Source organism: Flavobacteriales bacterium (genome assembly GCA_013214975.1).
Classification (GTDB): domain Bacteria; phylum Bacteroidota; class Bacteroidia; order DT-38; family DT-38; genus DT-38.
The window spans coordinates 1-2,100 of the sequence record JABSPR010000090.1 but is presented as its reverse complement, the minus strand read 5'-3'; the positions used below and the strand labels follow the sequence as shown (position 1 = coordinate 2,100).

Genomic DNA, 2,100 nt, shown 5'->3' with positions numbered 1-2,100 from the left:
TCATCAACCGATAACATAGTCCGTGCTACATAAGAGGTGTCGTCCAAATACGGTTTTAGCATACCGCCCGAATGGTTTTCATTAATGCCATCCATAAAGAGCTTGACTGTATTAAACTTTAATAGCTCGCCGCCATAAGTTTCTCGATATCTTAACATCTCAGGAATAGCCTTTGCTGTTCTTTCAGGAGTATATATCTGATAGGTGCCTTCATATCGCACAGGAAGATTGCCTTCCTTTTCAAGTCGAGATATGAAGTTATATACTTGATCTTCAAAGCCGAAATTCCCTGCATCATACAGAGTGGTAATCCCGTTTTCGCTTAAGGTTTGTAGTGCATCGACTATGTTTTGCTCATGGGTTTTTTTATGCTTTCCTTCACTAAACCCGAACTGGTCTATGAAGTGTTGCCATCCTGCGCCTTCTTTAACCCAGCCTGTTAGTTCACCGTTTTCATCAGTTACATAAGTAGCCAGGCCAGGTTGCGGATCCTTTGTGTTCTTGTCAACGCCAATAACCTCAAGAGCTTTCGAGTTTAGCCAGCTGTCGTGCCAGGCCTCGCTAGCAAACCAAACCGGACGATCTGGAACCACTGCGTCTAGTTCTTCTTTGTTTGGGCCTAAGCTACCATGCACATACATGTCGGTAGGCCAACAACAAATCCGCAACCATTCCTCATCTGGATGCTCCTCTGCATAATCCTTAACTGCCGCTAACATATCCTTTTTATTGTCCTCGTCTATCTCTCCATAATGCTCCACATCTATGTATCCTGGATGAGCATGTGCATCTATCATTCCTGGAATAATTACTTGCCCTTTTAAATCAATGATTTTGGTATCACTCGACCGATGAGTTAAAGCTGTTTTATTGTCTCCGGAATAAACTATTTTATTACCTGTAACAACAAGTGACTCAGTTGGTTGGTTTATTTTACTTGAAGTAAATATTTTAGCATTAGTTATTATGAGTGTTGCTTCTTTTTTAGAAGTATAATCTGCAGAGATTGAGCACAATGGTAATAGTATAATTGCCATCCCAAACAAACCCTTTTGAAGTGTATTCATTCTCTTTTATTTTTTTCGAAAGTTAAGGAAATTCTGAATTGGGATTTGGGTAGAGAGCCTAAGAAATCGGCAAATTCTATTAATATAGATATTGGATTTAAGGTTGGTATTCGTCGTGTAGAACGTAATCAGAAAAGCGATTAAGTAAATTATCTATCGCTTTAATAAAAGATTGGATGCTATTTGTTAAGCTTTGTCTAATTAATCGTCAATCGGTTGGTCCACAAACCTATTATAAGCAAAGGTGAGCAATAGAACGAATAATGCCCCACCTAACCCTATTGCCACGCTTTGATAACTATTAAGGCTAAAGGATATTCGAATGAAAATCGTTGCTAATACGAAGCCTGAGTACCTGAAAATATGAATGTATTCGGATGAATATCGAAGAGCAAACAATACAATAACAATGTCATTAAATATTAAGATCGTGTAAAAGGCTTCGAACGATCGATTATATGCTAGAGTATCAAACGATAAGTTGTTGACCCCAGATTGAATAAAGGAGATAACATCGTATGCGCCAATAATGAAAAAGGCTATCATCAGAATGAGTGCCAACACTTTCTTGAAGTTGATAAAGCCCACTTGGTCGTCTTCATTGGAAGTAACCCGAACGTGCTTTTGGAGGTTGTAGGTGTAGTGCACAACGATAAAAATTAACAGTCCTCCCACACCATAGTCAAACATATTCATCAAAGGTTCAGACTGTAAGGTCCAGTCGTGGAGGTGGTGTATTTTGCTAAACTCCTTAAAACCGGCTCTTAGGAATATAAGAGATAACAGTTCGTACTGCTTTAGATTGGCCTGTGCTACAGACTTGGGAAGAACAAAGATTAAACTGAATAACTCCATGATAAGTAGGAGGGTAAAGGATATCTCAATAGCAAAGAATGGATGGTTGAAGAAATCGTTAGAAGTCTCAATTAATCCTAAGGCTATCACTCCATAAAAAAGGAAGCCTAGTATTAAACTCATTACAAGTAAATTACTCGTAATTCTTCGGGCAGATTTACCTTCCCAAAGCGCATCG

Annotated in this window: 2 protein-coding genes; both read right to left on the bottom strand. The window is 38.8% G+C overall.

Going from position 1 to position 2,100, the window contains the following annotated elements:
• Positions 1-1,067: amidohydrolase family protein (locus tag HRT72_03770; GenBank protein ID NQY66824.1), on the bottom strand; the 1,067-nt coding region annotated here is incomplete at its 3' end.
• A gap of 201 nt (positions 1,068-1,268) precedes the next feature.
• Positions 1,269-2,100, bottom strand: an 832-nt coding sequence (locus HRT72_03765) for a hypothetical protein (GenBank protein ID NQY66823.1), incomplete at its 5' end; no start/stop codon positions are given.